The sequence below is a fragment of the Metabacillus arenae genome (assembly GCF_014773385.1).
GTDB lineage: Bacteria > Bacillota > Bacilli > Bacillales > Bacillaceae > Metabacillus_D > Metabacillus_D arenae.
Window position 1 is genome coordinate 43,624 of sequence record NZ_JACXAI010000038.1, and the last position, 13,762, is coordinate 57,385.

A 13,762-nucleotide genomic window follows, 5' to 3' on the forward strand; every position below is an offset into this window, starting at 1 on the left:
AAATAATACAATTAATGTGACAATAAAACTGATGAACTTTCTAATGGAAATCCCCTCCCTTTTGTACCATTTACGTATTGAGAACAGTAAAGTTTCAATTATAATTGGTTAGGTGAGAAAGAGAAGTCTAGATCCATTACAATCATCGATTTTTATATATCCCCTTTTTTTAAAAAAGTGAATGTTTAGGCAGCCTCCTTCTCCTTTTTCTCTTCTACCTTTAAAAAAACTCGATAACAAAGCCGGAAAATGCAGTATGCACATACGCTGAAGATGAACAAGAACGTAACAGGCCATAGATAAAGAAGACTAAGGGCAAGCCCAAGAATTAAAATCGCTAGTAAAGTAGTTGGAAAATAAGCGATTGAAAGTAAAAATGAGTTTCTAATAATCCCCTTCCAGCTCGTTTGATAATGAGTCATGACTGGAAATAAAAACATGGTTGTAAAGAGAAAAAGCGAAACGATTAATAAAAGAAGTGGAAGCAGAATGATTTGCAATGACTCCATCTGAACGATAAGCATATAGTCGGCATAAAATAAAGCGAAAAGTGACCCCCATATCAACCCAAAGAGAAGCCCTGGTTTTAAGTTTTCTTTAAAATAGTGAAAGAAGGGGCGAACGGCGCCGCCATCTTTATGAAGAACCCATCGTCTAATAACACTAAACATGGCTGCAGTTGCAGGGAAGATCGTAATAACAGGAATGCACATAATAAGCCAAATGACGTTTAGGATAAAGAAATTAGTCATGAAATCAAGTCTGTTGTAAAATTTACTATCAGTTGCCATCATATAGCCTCTCTTCCTTTTCTGAATATTCTTAAATAAAAAATACCATATCTTATCTAAAAATGATAGATTGCATGAAAGCCTTTACTTGAAGCGACAGCAGTTTATAATGAAAAAAGAAGACTAGTATATTAAAAGCAATTCATTTGGAGGATGGAAATGGATATTACTAAAGAAATATTCGGGGAAACAGATCAACAATCCGTTTATGCATTTACAATGAAAAATGATCATGGGATGGAAATAACTTGTTTGAATTATGGCTGCATTATTACGAAAATTCTCGCACCTGATTCTGAGGGCCGACTTGAAAACGTCGTTCTGGGCTTTGACTCTCTAGAAGAGTACAGGAATCATTCTCCTTACTTTGGAGCAGTAGTTGGGAGAGTAGCTGGAAGAATCAAAGGAGGCAGCTTTATAATAGAAGGCAGAAATTATGTTTTACCCAAAAATGAAAACGGTAACCATTTACATGGAGGTTTTAAAGGATTTAATAATGTTATATGGGAAGCAAAGGTTTTAGAGAAAGAGAACGAAGGCAGTGTGCAATTTACATACTTGAGTCCTGATGGAGAAGAAGGATATCCTGGCAATGTCCAAATAAGTGTCACTTATACCTTGACTAACACCAATGAATTGGTTATTTCTTATAAAGGAAAATCTGATCAGAAAACCTTATTGAACTTGACCAATCATACGTACTTCAATTTATCAGGCAATTTACGAAGGAAGATTACAGATCACTCCTTGAAAATCAAAAGCGACAGTATTTTGGAGCTGAATGAGCAGCTTTTACCTACCGGAGAGATAAAATCAGTAGAAGGGACCCCATTTAATTTTCAGCATGCCCGAATAGTAAGGGATGGAATCGAAAGTGATCATCCACAAATCTTGCTGGCAGGTAATGGATATGATCATCCATTTCTTTTAAATACCAATCATGATAAAGAAATCGTGCTTTGGGATGAGGAGAGCGGCCGTTCATTAACGATTGAAACAGATGAACCAGGTGTCGTCTTATACACTGGAAATCAGCTTGATGGGCATTTTAAAATTAGAGGGGTTTTATCCAATCCACACTTGGGGCTTTGCTTGGAAACCCAAGGACTACCCGATGCGATCCATCATCCTCATTTTCCTTCCATTATTTTGGATAAGGATGAGCAATATTCCTCTGTTACAACCTATCAGTTTGGTACATTATAATCTCAGAAAAAGCATCAAAAGGAGATCCCCTTTAATAGAGTATCTCCTTTTTTAAGTTTTAGCAGAATGAATGAACTACCGTTGTCCAGCTCCCTCGCCTAACCACTGACATAACGGATCACAAGACAACCAGGAAGGTCTTTTGAGAGGAGTGCTTTCACCCGTAGGCTCTTAGGCTCTTAACTATATCCCACACTTATTGTGTAATAAAATCCCGAGTCCATAGCTTTAGATGAAATCAGAAGGAAGGTGGAAGGTTATTTCCGACAGGCAGGTGTCCAGAAAAAGGTCCCCACACAAAGAAGAGCACCACGATCTGATGTCCTCGTGTGAGACTCACATCCTGTGGGCTCCAGGCTAATCCATTAGTGGGGGAAATTCATGTATTAATCTGCCGATGAGCCCAGCTCTTCATATATATATTGACCCCTATATGGCTTTTTCACATTTGAATCAAGGCTCATAATTCGGTTCATGAATTGCGTAACATTTGATATGTTTCTCCCTGTGTTTTTTTCCACGGTTGTCACTAGTTCTTTTCCGCTAATAGAAGCTGAATGGTTTTTTAATACTTTAATAGCCTCTTTTGTTAAGTCGGTATGATTTCGTTTACTGGATTGAACCAGAGGCAAATTGTTTGTTTTACTTGCAATGCCTTCAGATTTTTCTAAGTCCTTCTTGACTTCCGTCATTGCGGTTTGGGGCTTGGCAGTTACCGAAACTGCTGGCACTTCATCATCCAATTCTCTAATTCTATGAAAAATGAGATCTCTTTCTTTCTGAAATTCTTGAATAATCCGAAGCTCTAGGTCTTGAATTTGCTCCAATCTCATCTTCAAAGCGGCTCTTTCGTCAAACATATTATCCCTCCAATATATTATTCTTTAATTTACCTGAAAAGTAACTAAGCTTTCATGTTTCTCGCAATGTAGAAAAAAGGTCTAAAATGTAAATATTTTATAGACTTTCTCTCTATTAAACCCACTTTAAGGAAATTAATTCTCAAGTAGAATAAACGATTGACCTATGATTAGTGATTTTAAGAAGAGGGTATTGTAAGAGTAATAACTAGTTTATATTATAAACATTCTTCCGGTTTTTTGAAGAAGTATTATGACCTATTTGTGTTTTTACCACAATTGTTTAACAAAATTCTTGTATTTTTCAAACATTGTGATGATGAGTGGTCAAATGTAAAATTATGATTAAGATAATATTATCCAAATGGTAAGAAGAGTTTATAATATATGCTTTTTTAACTAAGGGGGTATATTTGCATGGAAGCGGTTACGAAGAATTTCTTTTTGTTTCTTTCTAAAAGTACACTATTAAATCGTGCCGCACAAAATTGGGGCGAGGGAATTGCGGCCGGGAAAATTATCGGCGGGTCTGATTTTCAAAGCTCCATTAAGTTTATTAAGGATCTAAATGATCAGGGCTTAGCCGTTACGGTTGATCATTTAGGAGAATTCGTCACGAACGCTTCGGTAGCGAAAGAAAGAACGGAAGAATGTATTGAAACGATTAAAATGATTGCTTCTGAAGGCTTGGATTCACAAGTTTCGTTAAAAATGACCTCATTGGGCTTAGATATTAACCATGAGCTTGTCTATGAAAATATGACGCGAATTTTAGAAGCCGCCGAAGAACAAGGTATTATGGTGACAATCGATATGGAAGACGAACAGCGTTGTCAAAAAACGCTTGATATATTTAAAGATTTTAAACAGAAATACAACAATATTAGTACAGTTTTACAAGCTTATTTATATCGAACAGAACAGGATATTGAGGACCTGAATCAATACAGCCCTTTTTTACGTCTTGTAAAAGGTGCTTATAATGAATCTCCTAAAGTGGCATTTCCTAATAAAGCGGATGTGGATGAAAATTATAAGAAAATAATCAAAGTCCATCTATTAAATGGAAATTACACGGCGGTGGCAACACATGATGATGCCATCATTGACTATACAAAAAAAATAGTAAAAGAGCATGACATTAGTCCAAACCAATTTGAGTTTCAAATGCTTTACGGGATGAGGTCAAAAACTCAAAAAGAATTAGTAGAGGAAGGCTATAAAATGCGCGTCTATGTTCCGTATGGGAATGACTGGTACGGCTACTTTATGAGACGGCTTGCGGAGCGGCCATCCAACATCGTTTTTGCCTTTAAAGGGATGACAAAAAAATAAAGATATTCGAACACTAGAAGCAATCAGCGTCTGGCTGATGTTTTTATAAATAAGACCAAAACATAACAAAAAGGAGTCGATCACAGTGACAACACCTTATAAACACGAGCCATTTACTGATTTTACTAATGAGGTAAACAAAACTGCCTTCAAAGAGGCGCTTGCCAAAGTGAACGAAACGATGGGACGGGATTACCCGCTTGTTATAAATGGTGAAAGAATCTCGACGGTAGAAAAAATTACTTCAATTAACCCGGCTAATAAGGAAGAAATCGTTGGGACTGTTTCAAAAGCAACACAAGAACATGCGGAAATGGCTATTCAAGCTGCTGCAGAAGCATTCGAAGAGTGGAGATATTCAAACCCGGAAGAAAGAGCGAATATCCTATTTCGAGCAGCTGCAATTGTCCGCCGCCAAAAACACGAATTTACGGCCCTTTTAGTGAAAGAGGCTGGTAAGCCATGGAAAGAAGCTGATGCCGACACAGCTGAAGCTATTGACTTTATGGAGTATTATGCCAGACAAATGATTGAACTAGCACAAGGGAAGCCAGTTAACAGCCGCGAGGGAGAAGTCAATAAATATATTTATACACCAACCGGTGTAACAGTTTCGATCCCGCCTTGGAATTTCTTATTTGCCATTATGGCCGGCATTACTGTTGCACCGATTGTCACAGGGAATACAGTCATATTGAAGCCGGCAAGTGCAACACCTGTTATTGCTGCGCGATTTGTTGAAGTTTTAGAAGAAGCTGGTTTACCTAAAGGTGTAGTAAACTTTGTACCTGGAAACGGCTCTGAGGTCGGCGACTATTTAGTAGACCATCCGAAAACGAGCATCATCACCTTTACAGGATCACGTGAAATTGGAACACGTATTTTTGAGCGGGCGGCGAAGGTTCAGCCAGGTCAACAGCATTTAAAACGTGTTATTGCGGAAATGGGCGGAAAAGACACAGTTGTCGTGGATAAAGATTGTGATATTGAGCTTGCCGCACAATCGATTTTCACATCTGCTTTCGGTTTTGCCGGACAAAAGTGCTCTGCAGGTTCTCGTGCTGTCGTCCATGAAGATGTATATGATCAAGTACTTCAGCGTGTGATTGAAATTACGGAAGATCAAGTTGTAGGCAATCCGGAAAAAGCTGAAACTTATATGGGGCCTGTTATCGACAAAGGTTCATTTGATAAAATAATGAGTTATATTGAAATCGGCAAAGAAGAAGGCCGGCTTGTAAGCGGCGGAAAAGGCGACGATTCAAAAGGCTACTTTATTGAACCAACCATTTTTGCCGATCTAGATCCAAACGCCCGCATCATGCAAGAAGAAATCTTTGGCCCAGTCGTAGCTTTTTCAAAAGCAGCGAACTTCGATGAGGCTCTTAAAATTGCAAACAATACAGAATATGGATTAACAGGTGCAGTGATTACGAGAAATCGAGAATACATTGAGCGTGCTAAGCACGAATTCCATGTAGGAAACCTATATTTTAATCGAAACTGCACAGGAGCCATTGTCGGCTATCACCCATTCGGCGGATTTAAAATGTCTGGCACGGATTCAAAAGCCGGCGGTCCTGACTATTTAACACTCCATATGCAAGCTAAAACGATTAGTGAGATGTATTAATTAATTGATAGAAAGCAGGGGTTTTATCTGCTTTCTATTTTTTTATAGTTTCATAAAGTTTAAGTAGATTAAAGTATTAATGCATTAAAGTAAGTTATCACTGTCCAGCTCCAGGCGCCATCGGCCCTTACGTCATAAGCCAATTAGTCAAAAAGGTTAGAGAACAACCTTTCTGCCGTCTCGTCTAATGCTTGTCGCTGATATAAGGGCGCCTTGCGCTTTTCGTTCTTAAAATTATTATTAAGACAATTCTCTAAGAAGAATATCTAACAAAGAAACTATACAATTAGCTGACGGCACAGTATGATAGGGGTAAAAACATGTAGGGGTAATACAATGAATGAGCTATTAGAACGAGTCTTTTCATTATCCGATATCAATCAAATCATTGATTATATTAGTACCGAGCTAAAAAAGCCAATCATTCTTGAAAGTGACCATTTCTTTTTATTAGCTTACAATTCCTATTATATTAACCATTTTGATTCAGCTAATCAACAGACGATATTTTCAAAGAAATGTCCTTTAAACATTTTTGAAAAATTTGTTGAAACAGGAATCATTGATCAGCTTAAAACTATACCCACCCCTTTTCGAATAAAGGAAATGAAGGAAATAGGCTTAAATCAGCGTGTTGTTGTGAGCGCAAAATATAAGGATACAATTATGGGTTATATTTGGATCCAGGAAATTGAAGAAAGGCTGACGGAAGAAGAGCTTGATTTCCTTTATCAAGCCTCCTTCCATGTCGGAAAAATCATTAATAAAAATAATAAATCGAAACAAAAAAAAGAGGAAGAAGTCGAGCATTTATTTAGAAAAGCGATTCATAACGGCTTTAAGAGTGAAAAGGAGCTAAAGTGGGAAGCTGCCCAGCTCGATGTTGTCCTGCCCTCTATTTACAGTGTGATGGTATTAAATGCCATTCATGCTGAAGAAGAGCTTGTCGAGGAACTAAAGGAAACAATCAGATCCTATCTAAACTTAAAAGATAATGTGAGTCATGTAGTGATTGACCAGTCAAATATCGTCATAATTGTTGGCTGCTATTCAACTAAGTACTCAACAGCCTCTGCAGCCATGCAAATCGTCCAAAATTTATTAACACATTTTGATTCTGATAGATATTCCAATATTTATATTGGAATTGGAAGCGAGTATAACCATTTATTATCGCTATACAATAGCTATAAAGAAGCGCTTGAAGTGGTAACTATTGCAGAAATGCTTGGCACACAGGAAAACGTTCCGTACGAATATGCCAGACTCGGCATCTTCCGCTATCTTGGAGCCATTAATGATCAAAATATTCAAACGAATTATGTAAATAAAAACTTAGAAATCTTAAAAGAAAAAGACAAGGAAAGTCAAACAGATTTAGTAAAAACCCTGGAAGTCTATTTATTAAACAACTGTAAACTTAAGCCAACTTCAGAGCAAATGTTTATTCACCCAAACACCTTAAACTATCGAATCAAGCAGATTCTTGAACTTACATCGATTGAATTCTCGGACTTTAATCAAAGATGTCAGCTTTTTGTTGATGTAATGTTAAATAAATGCCGGAAATAAACGAAGCGTCTGCGTAATAATGCGAATTTTTTCCAAAATGAAAGACCTTTCAATGGAAGGTCTTTTTGTCATAATATCAGAATGTATATGTTATTTCATTATTGGCGGTTTAATAACAATATATGTAATTTGTACACTACTTAGTTTTGATGATTTATGTCGAATAATCGATATTTTGAGATTTTCGAAGATAAGTCTGCCGATTTCGTAGATAAATTTCAGATTTCGAAGATATAAGGGGAAAAATCGAAGATAAGTAAACGATCGGTGGGTGATCAAGAGCAAAAAGCTATTTGTTATGGAATGAACAAAAAGAAATCGTTTGAAATATAGTCAAAATGAAGCGAGCACCCTAAAAAGTTAAAGAGTATAGAAAAAAAATCAGCTCTTTCGCTGTTTTCATTAATTCCCACCTCCGACCTCCCACCTTCAGAAAGACGCATAGCGTTTTTCTTATAAGATCAGAAAATTTAATTTAATTAAAGTATTAACGTGTTAAAGAGTGTTGTCGTTGTCTAGCTCCAGGCGCCATCGGCCCTTAGGTCATAAGCCAATCCGTCAAGAAGGTTAAAGAACAACCTTCATGCCGGCTCGTCTTATGCTTGTCGCCGAAGGATTAGCGCCTTGCGCTTTTCGTTCAAAGATAAGAAAGTATAAGTTTTTGTACCAAGTTTTCGTGTCTAGCTCCAGCGCCTAGCCCCTCGAGGTCATAAGCCACAAATGAATTGAAGGTAAAGAACACCTTCATTTCATTTGCGTCTTATGCTTGTCGGGGCTGAACAAGGCGCTTGCGCTTTTCTTAAGGGCCCAGCAGAGATAATACGTGACAACATAAAAGATCAACTGTAAAAGATAATCCCTACATGATAAATCAACGTATAAGTTTATATTTTTTTCATAGAATAGATATTTACTAGAAATAACAATGATTATAAAGTACGATCATATTATCAGATTTTTTCGGACGATTGATTGTGAAAGAGAAAGGTACCTGAGTTGAGATTTCTCTTTTTTCAAGTATAATCAAGAATCAGAAAGGTATTAAGGACGGAGAGTGTCATAGACGTGAAATTATTAACGATTGAAAATTTAGTTCGAAAGTTTTCATTGAAAGTATTGACTGGAGAAAATCAACTACAACAAACGATTACGCAATCACGGTCTCATCGTCCGGGTTTGGAATTCGTTGGTCACTTTGATTTTTTTCCAACTGAACGTGTTCAAATACTTGGAAGAAAAGAAATTACTTATTTGCATAAGTTAAGCATAGAGGAGCGTCAGATTCGAATAGGTAATATCGTCAAATACCACCCGCCTTGCTTTATTGTTACTGCCGGGCAGGAAGGGCTGACGTATTTGACTCAATATTGTGTAGAAGAGGGAATCCCGTTGTTATGTACAAACGAACCTCAAACGACTTCTGAATTTATTACGAAACTTGATGCTTATATGATAAAGACACTAGCTCCAGAAATCGCTATACACGGAGTGTGTGTCAATGTGTATGGAATGGGCATTTTACTTCGAGGAAAATCAGGTGTCGGCAAAAGCGAAACGGCACACACATTGATTGGCAGAGGCCACAGGCTGGTTGCTGATGATATCGTTGTGTTGAAAAAGCTCAGCCCACGGACCATTCTTGGTACTCATGATGGGAAAACGAAGGAATTTCTCGCCCTGCGAAGTGTCGGGCTGTTGAATGTGGTCCGCTTATATGGAAGAAAAGCTTTTCAAGATGAAACGAGGATTGCTCTTGATATTGAACTGACAAAATGGCAGAAAAATTCTCTTAATAATGAATTGGAGCACGAACCTACATTTACAGAATATATGGACGTTCAAATTCCTCATATTGAGATTCAGCTCCAGCCTGGTCGTGATGTGGCGGGGTTAATTGAAGCTGCCGCAAATAACTGGCTTCTGAAGCAGCAAGGATACAGTGCCGCAGAAGAGTTCATGAAACGGCTAGAATCTGATTCTAGCTGGTAATGATCCATTGTGTTAGTTCAAAAGCTGTAAAAGTCAAAAATAAATGATTGAAAGTTTTTTATAGAGTTGGAATATGTATTTTAAATTTTATCGTTGTGAATTTCTGCATCTATCACTAGATAAACAATACCTTTTGTGCGTCCTCATTTAAAAAAATTTTCATGACTCCGTATCGCAAACAACAATGATAAGTAAAGGAAAAAGTGTATTGGATTTGATAATCAAGCATTTTTATTATTCAGTTTGCTCTTCTGTTAAACATGAACTGTAAAGGTCAATTAAATATTCCGGCTTTCGTTTTGGCCAACAAATGATACCGCCTTCATATTCCATCTACTCATTTTCTTTATTCTTTTATATGATAATTATTAAAACGCTTTCAATAGAGGTGTTATCATATGAAGTGGAAGATTCTAATTAAAATTCTATTTTTTATTCTATTAGGATGCAGTGTATGTGTAATGCTTTTTTTCGGGAAAGAGACCTTTCACATCCAAGCTAAGCACGAAGCAGCACAAATAGACTATCGTTATCACTTTGTTCTTATCCCTGAAGAGGTAGATAACGAGTATTGGAGGTTGGTTGAGAGCGGAGCGAGAGATGCGGCTGAAAAATATAATATCTATTTGGAATATCTCGGCCCTTTTCAGGCGGATATGGATGAGCATATCAAGACATTTGACCTTGCAATAGCAAGCATGGTAGATGGGATAATGACTCAGGGCATAAGTGAGCTGGAGTTTACCCCTTTAATTAATAAGGCCATTGAAAAAGAGATACCGGTTGTTACGGTCGATACGGATGCCCCGCTTAGCAGGCGTCGTGTGTATATTGGGACAGATAATTATTATGCAGGATTTCTTGCTGGGGAGGCATTCTTGATTGATACAAAAGGGGAGCAGTATGTTGGAGTCATCACTGGCCGGCTTGATGCATCTCATCAAAAGCTGCGGGTAGAGGGGTTTAAGGATGCAGTGAAAAATGAGGAGCGTATTCACCTCATAGAGACTAGGGAATCCCATATTACGAAACTGGGCGCGGTCGAAGCAGCATATGAAATGGTGAAGGAGTTTCCGGAGATCAATGCTTTTTACGGGACTAGTGCGCTTGATGGTGCGGGAATTGCACAAGTTATGAAACGGTTGAATAAAGTGGATGAAACTTATCTAATGGCCTTTGATACTTTGCCTGAAACGATTGAATTGATTCAAGAGGGGACGATTGATGCTACGGTTGTGCAGCATCCTTATTTAATGGGATTTGAAGCAGTAGAAACACTTGTAAACCTTAAACAAGGGAAGAATATGGACAAGGTCCAGCATACAGAAACTACGATAGTACGTAAAAAGGATCTGCCTCTTGAGAATCCTGGCAGAACGGGGCAGCTTCGATGAAAACAATTCGAAATAAGCTTTTACTCTATTTCTTCGTATTTGTAGTTCTTTTTAATATAGTATCTGTTTCAATTTACTTTAGCTCAAGCCGGATGCTGAATGAATACAACAGAAGTTTTGAGCGATTCCTTTTGTTAAATGAAATATCTCAGCAAGCTGCATCAGTGTATGATGTAGTCAATGCCTATGTTGTAGAAAAAGATCAGTCATTTTTAAAAGAATTTCAGACATTAAAGCTCGAATTTCTGCAAAATAAGGAAAGCTTGGGTGAAAAGCTCGATGAAATAGATGAAATTCAATTAAAAAAATATCAAAATCTAATGAGTACGCTTATTACTGAGAGTGAATTAACGATGGGTTTTATGATTAGGGACGACTTGAATCAGTATACGTTTCACTTGAGGGAAACACGGAACACGTCTTCATATATTCAGGAATCAACGATCCAGCTAATTGATTTGGAGCTTTCTGAATATCAAGTATCTTATGAAGAAATGAAGAAGCGGAATGAAGCGTTTAAATGGTTCACTCTATTTTTGTTTATTTCAACTGTACTTTTGGCGGTTTTTTTAGCCCTTTGGTTTTCAAAAGGCATTACCCGTCCGATTCACAGGCTATCACAGGCTGCCCGTGAAATTTCTGTTGGTAAGCTTGATGGGCAAGAGGTTGTGGTGGAATCTAACGATGAAATGAAATTGCTGAGTGATACTTTCAATCACATGAGGCAGAATATTCGCGAGTTAATTGTGGAAATCAAGGAAAAGTCTGAGCTTGATCAATTGTTAAACGAATTGGAGCTTAAGCATTTGCAAAATCAAATCAATCCGCACTTTTTGTTTAATACATTAAACACAATTTCAAGAATGGCTTATTTGGAGGATGCGAAAGTATCATCACGGTTGATAGAGTCGGTTTCGACATTACTCAGATACAGCTTGGGAGATTTGAAAAAATCTGTGACGCTGAGGGAAGAAGTAAACGTGGTGAGAGAGTACTTTTATATTCAAAAAACCAGGTTTGCTGATCGGATTCAATTTGTCACTACCATTGATGAAGAGGGGTTGGATCTTAAGGTGCCGAGCTTGACTTTACAGCCGCTTATTGAAAATTCTTTTATTCATGGTGTCGAAAGCTATGAAGAGGGAGGTGTTATTACTCTTCGCGTTTCAGATCATGGAGATCATGTAAGTGTTGAGGTATCCGACAATGGTGTGGGCATGGGGAAACAAAAGATACAGAATTTGCTGTTAATGCAAGGGGATGAGGAGAACCATGTCGGACATTCGACTGGGATCGGGTTGAAAAATGTAATCAGAAGGCTGCAGTTATTTTATAAAAATGAGGATGTGGTTCATATTCTGTCAAAGCTGGGAGAGGGGACAACGATTACTCTTAGGCTGCCAAAAGGGGGAAACGCCAAATGATGGTCGTCATCGTGGATGATGAAATCCTAGAGAGAAAAGCTATGAAAAAATTTATCGAAGAAACCTTTTCAAACATACAGGTGGCCGGGGAAGCAGCGAACGGCCGTATTGCGATTGAGCTGGCCGCTTCTCTTCAGCCTGATGTGATGATAATGGATATAAAAATGCCTGGGATCGATGGGTTAGAGGCCATTCGATTGATCCGTAAAGATTACCCTGAAATAAAATTTATAATGGTTTCCGCCTATGAATCATTCGATTATGCAAAGGAAGCGATGAAAGAAGGGGTAAAGGAGTATATCCTAAAGCCGAGTCGGAAACAGGAGACGATTGAGGCCTTATTGCGTGTTCAAAAAGAAATTGAGCAAGAACATGCGGAAAAGGATGTTCAATCGGAAAGTTCTAACCTGCTGAAACAGCATTTTTTCATGAAAGCGATCAATAGTCATGAAGGAGAAGAGTTGGATTATCTGAAGGACAGGCTTTTTCCGAACATGGAGGAAGGTTTATTTATTGTGATGGACGGTGTATTTGAACTGAAGGAGGTAATCGCCACACTTCAAATGTTTACAGAGTGGGATTTTTTAATTGAAAAAATAAGGGGAGAGATCACAGTTTTATTTATTTTAAAATGGAATGGGCCCGATTTAAAAGCTGAAATCTTAAATTTAGCGCGGAAGCTCTGTATCCATTGGAAGGAAGAAGTGCGGATTGGAATAGGTTTTCCAGTAAGTCAAGTTAGAGAGCTTAAAAAATCGTACCAGCAGGCATTCAAAGCATATAATCAATTGAAAAATCAGGAAGGAAAAATTGAATATGGATTTCCTGTGACAGAAACAAAAGGAAAACCCTCATTGGAACATCTTTTACGTGAATCATTATTAAGGGGAGATAGTGAAAAAGTAGTTTTTGAGGCTGAAGCCTATTTTGCAGAAGTTGACCCTGATTCTTCCTCTGTTATGGACAGTGGATTTTTGATCAAACGCAAGCTGGAGGAAATTGGGGTAATGATAGATTTCAAGCCTCTAACGTCTATTAAAGGAAAAGCGGAGTGGGTGGAATTTCTTCGGGTTTGTACGGTGGCTGTTATGGAATTCCGCGAAAGTGAGCATCATGTCCATCGCGCAAAAGAATATATTAATCAGCATTACCAAGGCTCAATATCACTTGAAGAGGTGGCCGCGTTAGTGGAGTTAAGTCCTACCTATTTTACTAAGCTGTTTAAAGAAGAAACGGGTCAGACCTTTATTGATTATTTAACAGAAATAAGGATGAACAAGGCAAAGGAACTTTTGCAGACAAGAGAGTACAGCTTGAAAGAAATTACGTATTTAGTCGGCTACAAGGATCCTAATTATTTTAGCAGAGTGTTTAAAAAAGTGGTGGGATGTGCACCAAAGCGGTTTTTGTAATAGAAATTTTTTTGCAAAATTGGGCGGAATTATATTAAGTTATTTAATAATGTCTCTCCACCATTGTTTGTGAAACACACAGAATTCTGACAATAAGATAGCTAGATTGGTACCTGCTCAAACTCTCTCCTTCTTCATCTTACAGA

Annotated in this window: 10 protein-coding genes; 8 read left to right on the plus strand and 2 right to left on the minus strand. The window is 37.8% G+C overall.

What is annotated here, in order from left to right:
* Positions 1–185 precede the first annotated feature (185 nt).
* Positions 186–791 carry a YesL family protein gene (locus IC621_RS22035; protein WP_191161492.1) on the minus strand — a complete coding sequence of 202 codons (606 nt, stop codon included), beginning with the start codon at positions 789–791 and terminating at the stop codon, positions 186–188.
* Between the two features lie 159 nt (positions 792–950).
* Here IC621_RS22035 and IC621_RS22040 point away from each other — a divergent pair, with 159 nt between their 5' ends.
* On the plus strand, positions 951–1,997 hold the full coding sequence (locus IC621_RS22040; RefSeq protein WP_191161494.1) for an aldose epimerase family protein: 1,047 nt from the start codon (positions 951–953) through the stop codon (positions 1,995–1,997).
* A 386-nt stretch (positions 1,998–2,383) separates the two neighbouring features.
* Here the strand turns inward: IC621_RS22040 and IC621_RS22045 are convergent, their stop codons facing one another.
* Complete coding sequence (locus IC621_RS22045; protein ID WP_191161496.1) at positions 2,384–2,857, minus strand: Rok-like winged helix domain-containing protein; 474 nt, start codon at positions 2,855–2,857, stop codon at positions 2,384–2,386.
* Between the two features lie 417 nt (positions 2,858–3,274).
* On the opposite strand from IC621_RS22045, the gene IC621_RS22050 reads away from it, so the two are divergent.
* The 7 genes from IC621_RS22050 (at position 3,275) to IC621_RS22080 (ending at position 13,616) form a co-directional block, all read left to right on the plus strand.
* Positions 3,275–4,192, plus strand: a complete 918-nt coding sequence (locus IC621_RS22050) for a proline dehydrogenase family protein (RefSeq protein WP_191161498.1) — start codon at positions 3,275–3,277, stop codon at positions 4,190–4,192.
* Positions 4,193–4,277: 85 nt separating this feature from the next.
* Positions 4,278–5,825, plus strand: coding sequence for an L-glutamate gamma-semialdehyde dehydrogenase (pruA, locus tag IC621_RS22055; protein WP_191161499.1), 1,548 nt, complete (start codon positions 4,278–4,280; stop codon positions 5,823–5,825).
* Between the two features lie 336 nt (positions 5,826–6,161).
* A complete protein-coding gene (locus IC621_RS22060) occupies positions 6,162–7,397 on the plus strand; it encodes a PucR family transcriptional regulator (RefSeq protein WP_191161501.1) in 1,236 nt (411 codons plus the stop codon).
* Positions 7,398–8,462: 1,065 nt separating this feature from the next.
* Positions 8,463–9,386: an HPr(Ser) kinase/phosphatase gene (gene hprK, locus IC621_RS22065; protein WP_191161503.1), complete on the plus strand. Its 924-nt coding sequence runs from the start codon at positions 8,463–8,465 to the stop codon at positions 9,384–9,386.
* A 398-nt stretch (positions 9,387–9,784) separates the two neighbouring features.
* Positions 9,785–10,780, plus strand: coding sequence for a sugar-binding protein (locus IC621_RS22070; protein ID WP_191161505.1), 996 nt, complete (start codon positions 9,785–9,787; stop codon positions 10,778–10,780).
* Positions 10,777–12,204, plus strand: a complete 1,428-nt coding sequence (locus IC621_RS22075) for a sensor histidine kinase (RefSeq protein ID WP_191161508.1) — start codon at positions 10,777–10,779, stop codon at positions 12,202–12,204. Before IC621_RS22070 ends, IC621_RS22075 begins: the two co-directional genes overlap by 4 nt.
* Complete coding sequence (locus tag IC621_RS22080) at positions 12,201–13,616, plus strand: response regulator (protein WP_191161510.1); 1,416 nt, start codon at positions 12,201–12,203, stop codon at positions 13,614–13,616. The genes IC621_RS22075 and IC621_RS22080 overlap by 4 nt, the downstream gene beginning before the upstream one ends.
* Positions 13,617–13,762 lie beyond the last annotated feature (146 nt).

Excerpts from the sequence above, each read along its gene's own strand:
- IC621_RS22035 (WP_191161492.1), bottom strand. The coding sequence starts at position 791 with ATGGCAACTGATAGTAAATTTTACAACAGACTTGATTTCATGACTAAT.
- IC621_RS22040 (WP_191161494.1), top strand. The coding sequence starts at position 951 with ATGGATATTACTAAAGAAATATTCGGGGAAACAGATCAACAATCCGTT.
- IC621_RS22045 (WP_191161496.1), bottom strand. The coding sequence starts at position 2,857 with ATGTTTGACGAAAGAGCCGCTTTGAAGATGAGATTGGAGCAAATTCAA.
- IC621_RS22050 (WP_191161498.1), top strand. The coding sequence starts at position 3,275 with ATGGAAGCGGTTACGAAGAATTTCTTTTTGTTTCTTTCTAAAAGTACA.
- IC621_RS22060 (WP_191161501.1), top strand. The coding sequence starts at position 6,162 with ATGAATGAGCTATTAGAACGAGTCTTTTCATTATCCGATATCAATCAA.
- IC621_RS22070 (WP_191161505.1), top strand. The coding sequence starts at position 9,785 with ATGAAGTGGAAGATTCTAATTAAAATTCTATTTTTTATTCTATTAGGA.
- IC621_RS22075 (WP_191161508.1), top strand. The coding sequence starts at position 10,777 with ATGAAAACAATTCGAAATAAGCTTTTACTCTATTTCTTCGTATTTGTA.
- IC621_RS22080 (WP_191161510.1), top strand. The coding sequence starts at position 12,201 with ATGATGGTCGTCATCGTGGATGATGAAATCCTAGAGAGAAAAGCTATG.